This window comes from Plantactinospora alkalitolerans (assembly GCF_015690345.1).
GTDB lineage: Bacteria > Actinomycetota > Actinomycetes > Mycobacteriales > Micromonosporaceae > Plantactinospora > Plantactinospora alkalitolerans.
In genome coordinates, this window is record NZ_JADPUN010000099.1 from 20,031 (window position 1) to 27,016 (window position 6,986).

6 protein-coding genes are annotated in these 6,986 nt (G+C 72.7%); all 6 read right to left on the reverse strand.

Annotated features, from left to right (window positions below; translation table 11 throughout):
- Positions 1-24: 24 nt before the first annotated feature.
- The 6 genes from I0C86_RS08205 to I0C86_RS08225 all read right to left on the reverse strand — a co-directional run bounded on the left by I0C86_RS08205 (position 25) and on the right by I0C86_RS08225 (position 6,843).
- On the reverse strand, positions 25-408 hold the full coding sequence (locus I0C86_RS08205) for a Rieske (2Fe-2S) protein (protein ID WP_196200608.1): 384 nt from the start codon (positions 406-408) through the stop codon (positions 25-27).
- Positions 405-3,011 carry a nitrite reductase large subunit NirB gene (nirB, locus tag I0C86_RS08210; protein WP_196200609.1) on the reverse strand — a complete coding sequence of 869 codons (2,607 nt, stop codon included), beginning with the start codon at positions 3,009-3,011 and terminating at the stop codon, positions 405-407. Before nirB ends, I0C86_RS08205 begins: the two co-directional genes overlap by 4 nt.
- On the reverse strand, positions 3,011-3,358 hold the full coding sequence (locus I0C86_RS43075) for a molybdopterin oxidoreductase (protein ID WP_323373531.1): 348 nt from the start codon (positions 3,356-3,358) through the stop codon (positions 3,011-3,013). The genes nirB and I0C86_RS43075 overlap by 1 nt, the downstream gene beginning before the upstream one ends.
- Before the next feature lies 1 nt (position 3,359).
- Positions 3,360-5,525: a molybdopterin oxidoreductase family protein gene (locus tag I0C86_RS08215; protein WP_230393777.1), complete on the reverse strand. Its 2,166-nt coding sequence runs from the start codon at positions 5,523-5,525 to the stop codon at positions 3,360-3,362.
- Positions 5,526-5,623: 98 nt separating this feature from the next.
- Positions 5,624-6,022, reverse strand: coding sequence for a type VII secretion target (locus I0C86_RS08220; protein WP_196200610.1), 399 nt, complete (start codon positions 6,020-6,022; stop codon positions 5,624-5,626).
- On the reverse strand, positions 6,019-6,843 hold the full coding sequence (locus I0C86_RS08225; protein ID WP_196200611.1) for a hypothetical protein: 825 nt from the start codon (positions 6,841-6,843) through the stop codon (positions 6,019-6,021). The genes I0C86_RS08220 and I0C86_RS08225 overlap by 4 nt, the downstream gene beginning before the upstream one ends.
- Between the last annotated feature and the right edge of the window lie 143 nt (positions 6,844-6,986).

Here is a 6,986-nt window from a genome sequence, read left to right on the forward strand (position 1 = left end):
CCGGGTCGCGCGTGGACCTGTCGGTCATCGTCGTGACTCCACCTCGGGTCGGGGATGCGAGTCGGGCTCGGCCCGGTCGGCCGGAGCGGGCTTCGGGACCGAGACGACCAGCTCGCCTTCGTCGATCCGGGCCGGATAGCTGGTCAGCGGTGGCTGGCCGGTCCTCGAGCAGCCGCTCGCGAGGTCGAACACGTGCTGGTGCAGCGGGCAGATCACGACCTCGGCGTCGGCCAGCCCGTCGGCGATGGGACCCCCCGCGTGCGGGCAGACCGCCGAGACGGCCCGCACCTCACCGGAGCGCAACAGGAACACGGCCACCATCTCGTCGCCGACCGCGTACGCCTGGCCCTCGCCCACGGTCAGCGCGTCGGCGCGGCCGAGCCGGAACTCGGTGACCGGCCCCGTCATCGGTCACCGTCCCCGGCCACGACGGGACCCACTACGGCGGAACCGGCCGCCACGGAGCCGGCCACCACGGGACCAGCCACCACGGGACCAGCCACGGCGGAACCGACTGCCGTCACCGGTGCGGAACTGGCCGCCGCCGGCGGCGTGCTCCGCACCGGTACCCGGGGCAGCGGCAACAGCGGCAGCGCCGGGCGGAACTGTCCCGGCGTCGCCGGGTCCGCGCCTTCCTTCCACGGATCCCGGTACGCGCCCACGGCGGCCTCCATCCGCTCGTCCAGGCCCTCGGCGATCCCCTCGCGGTCCTCGACGAGCAGTTCGCGGAGCCGCTCGATGCCGATCCGGGGCACGAACGCGTAGGTGCGTTCCAGCCAGTTCGCGCCCTCCCGGTAGTACTGGAGGAATCGGCCGGTGAGCCGGATCACCTCCTCGGGGGTGTCGACCGTGGCCAGCAGGTCGCCCTTGCGCACGTGGGCGCCGGCCGCGCCGCCGACGTAGATCTCCCACCGGCCGCCGTCGATCGCGACGGCACCGAGGTCCTTCACGTACGCCTCGGCGCAGTTGCGCGGGCAGCCGGTGACGGCGAGCTTCATCTTCCCGGGGCTCTCCAGACCCTGGAACCGGGACTCGATGGCGATGCCGAGCGCGGTCGAGTCGCCGACCCCGAACCGGCAGAACTCGCTGCCGACACAGGTCTTCACCGTCCGCATGCTCTTGCCGTAGGCGTATCCGGAGGGCATGTCGAGGTCGGCCCAGACCTTCGGCAGGTCCTCCTTCGGGATGCCGAGCAGGTCGATGCGCTGCCCGCCGGTGAGCTTCACCATCGGCACCCGGTACCGCTCGGCCACGTCGGCGATCCGGCGCAGCTGGGCGGGTGTGGTGACGCCGCCCTTCATCTGCGGTACGACGGAGAACGTCCCGTCGCGCTGGATGTTGGCGTGCACCCGGTCGTTGATGAACCGGGCGCCGCGCTCGTCCTCGTACTCGTCACCCCACATCATCCGCAGCAGGGAGACGAGACCCATCTTGCTCCGGACGTCCTCCCCGCCGCCGGCGAGCGCGTCGAAGACCGCCGACACGCTCTTGAGGCCCTGGGCCCGGATCGCCGCCATCAGCGCCGGCTTGTCCAGCGGTACGCCGGGGACGTACCAGTTCGCGGACGGATCCTCCTCGACGTCACCGCCGGCGGCCCACTCGACGATCTGGGTGACCAGCGACCGGCACGAGCCGCAGCCCTTGCCGGCCCGGGTGGTGTCCATCACCCCGGCAACGGTCCGCGCCCCGCCCCGTACCGCCTGGACCAGGGTGCCCTTGCTGACCCCGTTGCAGTTGCAGACCTGGGCACCGTCGTCGAGTTCGGCCACGGACACCTCGGCGGGTGGCCCGCCGAGGTCGAAGAGCAGCCGCACCCGCTCCTCCGGCAGCGGCAGCCCCCGGTCGAACGCCTGCATCAGGAAGCCGACCTTGCTCACGTCGCCGAGCAGCGTCGCGCCGACCAGCCGGTCGTCTCGGATGATCACGGACTTGTAGATCCCGCGCCTCGGCTCCGCGAAGACCACGGACTCGTCGTCGTCGCGTTCCGGCGCGATGATGCCCATCGCGGCCACGTCGACCCCGGCCACCTTCAGCTTGGTGGCCGTCCGGGAGCCGTGGTACGCGGCGGTGCGGTCCCGGCCGGTGATCTGGTCGGCCAGCACCCGTGCCTGCTCCCACAGCGGCGCCACCAGGCCGTAGGTCTGGCCCCGGTGCTGCACGCACTCGCCGACCGCGTAGATGTCCGGCTCGTCGAGCACCCGCAGGTGGTCGTCGACGACGATGGCCCGCTCCACGGGCAGCCCGCTGCGCTGGGCCAACTCGGTGTTCGGCCGGATACCGGCAGCGACCACCACCATGTCGCAGGCGAGGGTCCGGCCGTCGGCGAAACCGACCCCGGTCACCTTCTCCTTACCGAGCACCGCGGTGGTCTTCACGTCGACCTCGACGGCGATCCCGAGCTGCTCCACGCTGCGCCGCAGGATCGCCCCGCCCTGCCCGTCGAGCTGGGCGTTCATCAGGTGGCTCGCCGCGTGGACCAGGGTCACCGCGACGCCGTGCCGTTGCAGGCCGCGGGCGGCCTCCAGGCCGAGCAGGCCGCCGCCGATCACCACCGCGCGTTCGTGGTCGCGGGCGTACCGGATCATTCCCCGGGCGTCGTCGATGGTGCGGAAGGTGAAGACGCCCTGGTGGTAGCCGCGCCTGGGGTGGTGCATCCCGTCGATCGGCGGGACGAACGGTACGCTGCCGGTCGCGATGATCAGCTTGTCGTACGGGGTGACCGAGCCGTCGTCGGCGTGCACCGTGCGGGCGAACCGGTCGACCCGGTCCACCCGCACCCCGGCGCGCAGCTCGATGCCGTTCTCGGCGTACCAGGCGAGGCTGTTGAGGAAGATTCCGGCCTCGTCCTCGACACCGGAGAGCACGTTGGAGAGCAGGATCCGGTTGTAGTTGCCGTACGGCTCCGCGCCGAACATCGTGATCGTGAACCGGTCACCGCCGCCCCGTTCGAGGATCTCCTCGACGGTCCGGGCACCCGCCATGCCGTTGCCGACCACCACCAGGCGTTCCATCAGACCTCCACCAGCCCGAGGTCCAGTACGACCGATCCGCTCACCCCGTCCGGCGCGGCGATCTGCAACTCGACCACCGTGCCGCTGTCCAGGTCCTCGATCACCCGCAGCGGCACGTGCACGTGCGACCTGGCGCCGATCGGGAAGTACCGCATCGGCTTGCCGTCGCGCATCAGCAGTACGCAGATCAGCTCGCCGGTCGTGTTTCCGCCCCGGAAGTACACCGTCTGCGCCGTCACCCCCATCGGGACGGTGTAGACCAGCGCTCCGTCGAGCGGGGCGGGTGAGTCGATGCCCTTACCCTGGAACGGAAAGACGCCTTGCAGGAACCTCGGTGTCGAGACCACGTCAGTCATCCTTTCTGGAGCGCAGGGTCGGGGACGGTGCCGGCGGCCGCGCCGCCGGCTGGTCGGCCGCGTCGCCGACCCGGCGTACCGCGACCGCGCAGACCTTGAACGCCGGCATCCGGGAGTGCGGGTCGAGGGTCGGATCGGTCAACGCGTTCGCGCTGGCCGCCCCGCCCCAGTGGAACGGTGCGAAGACGGTGTCCGGGCGGATGCCGTCGGTGAGGTCGGCACGGAACACCGCGGTGCCGCGCCGGGTCCGCAGCTCGACGAGGTCGGCGGCGCCGATCCCGAGCCGGCGCGCCAGGTCCGGGTGCAGTTCCACCCTCGGGTCGTCCGCGCTCAGCTTCAGCGACCGGGCCCGCCGCGTCTGGTTGCCGCTCTGGTACTGCTGCATGATCCGGCCGGTGGTCAGCACGTACGGGTATTCGGCGTCGGGCTGCTCGGCCGGGTCCCGGTGGTCCACCCGGATGAACCGGGCCCGGCCGTCGGCGGTGGCGAACCGCTCGGCGAACAGCCGGGGCGTACCCGGGTGGTCCGGGGCCGGACACGGCCAGAAGACCCCGTCCTCGGCGTCGATCCGTTCGTACGAGATTCCGGCGTAGTCCGCGATCCCGCCCGCGCTGGCCCGACGCAGTTCCTCGAACACCGTCCGCGGGTCGGCCGAGAAGTACCGGCCCCGGCCCAGGCGGTCGGCCAGCAGGGCCAGCACGGTCAGGTCGTCGAGCACTCCGGCCGGCGGGGGCAGGACCTGGCGGCGGCGGATCACCCGCCCCTCCAGGTTGGTCATCGTGCCCTCCTCCTCGGCCCACTGCGCGGTCGGCAGCACCACGTCGGCGAGCGCGGCGGTCTCGGAGAGGAAGATGTCGGAGACTGCCAGGAAGTCCAGGGCGGCCAGCCGGTCCCGTACCCGGTTGCGGTCCGGTGCGGAGACCACGATGTTCGAGGCGAGCACGAGCAGGACGTGGACCCCGCCGTCGGTGCCGATCCGGTTCAGCAGTTCCATCGCCGACACTCCGGGGCCGGGTAGCTCGTCCGGGTCGATCCCCCAGACCCGGGCCACGTGGGCGCGGGCGGCCGGGTCGTCGATCCGCCGGTACCCGGGAAGCTGGTCGGCCTTCTGTCCGTGCTCCCGGCCGCCCTGCCCGTTGCCCTGGCCGGTGATCGTCCCGTATCCGGAGTACGGCCTGCCGGGCAGCCCCAACGCCAGGGCCAGGTTGATGTACGCCTGCGCCGTGTCGGTGCCGTTGGCGTGCTGCTCCGCACCGCGGGCGGTGAGGATCATCGCCGACGGCGCGGTGGCGAGCAGTTCGACGGTCCGGCGCAGGTCCGCGGTCGACACCCCGGTGAGCCGCTCCACCCGGTCCGGCCACCAGGCGGCGACTCCCGCGCGCACCGCGTCGAACCCGGTGGTGCGGTCGGCCACGTACGCCTCGTCAAGGTTGCCGGCCCGGATCGCGATGTGCAGCAGGCCGTTGGCCAGCGCGAGATCCGTGCCCGGGGTCGGTTGCAGGTGCAGCGTGCTCCCGCGGGCGGTTGCCGAGCGGCGCGGGTCGACCACGATGTGCGCCGCGCCGACGGCCCGGCCGGCGTCGAAGTACTGCATGGCGGGGGGCATCGTGTCGGCCGGGTTACTGCCGACCAGCAGCACCGCGCGCGCGTCGGCGACGTCAGCGAGCGGAAACGGCAGCCCGCGGTCGATCCCGAAGGCGCGGTTGGCCGCGGTCGCCGCCGACGACATGCAGAACCGACCATTGTAGTCGATGTGCGGGGTGCCGAGCGCCACCCGGGCGAACTTGCCGAACTGGTACGCCTTCTCGTTGGTGAGCCCGCCGCCGCCGAAGCAGCCGACGCCGGGCGGCCCATGCTCCCGCAGGCTGCGCCGGATCGCGTCGACGATCAGCCCGAGCGCCTCTTCCCAGGTGGCGGCACGGAACGGGCTCGACCGGTCGCCCTGCTCGGTCCGGACCAGCGGCGTGGTCAGCCGGTCGGGGTGGTCGAGCAGTTCCGGCGCGCTCCAACCCTTGGCGCACAGCCCGCCCCGGTTGGTGGGGAAGTCGGTCGGCTCGATCAGCGGCGCGCGGGGCGGGGCGACCCGCATGCTGACCCCGCACTGGAGTGAGCAGTACGGGCAGTGTGTCGCCGTCGGCGGGCCGGGAGGTTTCCCCATCCGCCGATGCTGGGCGCCTGTCGTTACTCATCGATATCGCGGCTGTTACTGGGGTTTGGCCAGACCTTCTCATCCGGACCGGAAACGGCGGTGGGGCCTCAGCCGCCGACGGAGTGGGGGCCGACGTAGCCGCCGCCGGGGACGCCGGGTATCCCGGACGGCCCTTTCCCGGAGCCGCCGCCAGGCGACCTCCCGGCGGCCCCGCCGACCTTGCCCGCCGCGCCCAGGTCCGTCGCGCAGTAGTTCTCCCCGGCCTGGTCCAGTCGACGGGAGAACTCCTCGGCAGCCTGTCGCAGGCTGTCGAGCCAGTGACCCCACCCGCCGGACAGCTGCGCGGCGGCGGCGGCGGACGCGCTGCCTGGCGCGCCGGTCCGCACACCGTCGGCCGCCGCCTGGAACTGCCGCCGGGCCATGCCGATGTCCCGGGCGATGGTGGTGGCGGCCCTGGCGGCCGTCTCAAGGGCACGGCAGTCGACCTCGAACCCGCTGTGCGTCATGTCGGTGCTCCGCTCTTCCTCACTCCTGCCACGGCACCGGTCGTCGTCGCGTGGGCGTCCGCCGTGTGCCGACCGGGCAACAGGGCCAGCAGTTCCGCCCAGACCGCGGTGGCGGCGGTGGGCGTGAAGACCTGGGTGGCATCGGCCGGCCCGGACCGCTCGATCGTCACGATCCACAGGCCCGCGTCGCCGGCGTCCAACACGTGCGGCCCTTCGGTGCCGTGCCGCCCGGATTCGTCGGCCCAGACCGACGACGCCCGCCAGGATGCCCGCCGCCGCTGGACCACGTCGACCATTACCGCCGCGTCACCGTCGGACAGGCCATCCGCGCTGAGCAGCCGTCTGAGCACCGCCGGCTCCTCTCCGGACACCAGCCGCCGCTCGACGATCGCCAGCAGGTCGCCGCCCACCCGGATCGGCGGGCGGTCCGGGGGTGGCGGACCGCGTCTGAGGTCGACGGTCTGCGCGAGAACGAACGGGATCATCATCGGGTCGACCATCGAGAGGTCGACGGCCCCGTCGCCGGCCGGCTCTCCGACGACGGCGGCGCGTGGCGTCGCCCAGATCGGGTACACCACCCGGCCGGAGGTGACGACCTCCACCGCGACACGGAGGCTGGGCCGGGAGACCACGGTGAGCAGCCGGTCGACCCAGCCGGCCAGCACACCACCGTGGAGGACACCGGCGGTGGTCAATGCCTCGGCCAGCAGTCGTCGTGAGCCGCCGGCCGGATCGTCGTCCCTCGCGCCGACGGTCGTCACCGCCGCGACCTCGATGTCGGTCAGCCGCAGCCTGCGCCGTACCGGGTCCGCTTCCGCCATGCTATTTCTCCCTGCCCGCCTGAGTCTCACCAGCCGATCGCGTCGCCGAACCCACCCGCGACGTCGCCGACCAGATCGGTTCCCGAGTCCCAGGCACCCTGCGCGTCGTCCAGGACGTCACCGCCGGCCTCCCACCCCCCTTC

Coding starts and splice junctions, on each gene's coding strand:
- I0C86_RS08205 (WP_196200608.1), bottom strand. CDS start 408: ATGACGGGGCCGGTCACCGAGTTCCGGCTCGGCCGCGCCGACGCGCTG.
- nirB (WP_196200609.1), bottom strand. CDS start 3,011: ATGGAACGCCTGGTGGTGGTCGGCAACGGCATGGCGGGTGCCCGGACC.
- I0C86_RS08215 (WP_230393777.1), bottom strand. CDS start 5,525: ATGGGGAAACCTCCCGGCCCGCCGACGGCGACACACTGCCCGTACTGC.
- I0C86_RS08220 (WP_196200610.1), bottom strand. CDS start 6,022: ATGACGCACAGCGGGTTCGAGGTCGACTGCCGTGCCCTTGAGACGGCC.
- I0C86_RS08225 (WP_196200611.1), bottom strand. CDS start 6,843: ATGGCGGAAGCGGACCCGGTACGGCGCAGGCTGCGGCTGACCGACATC.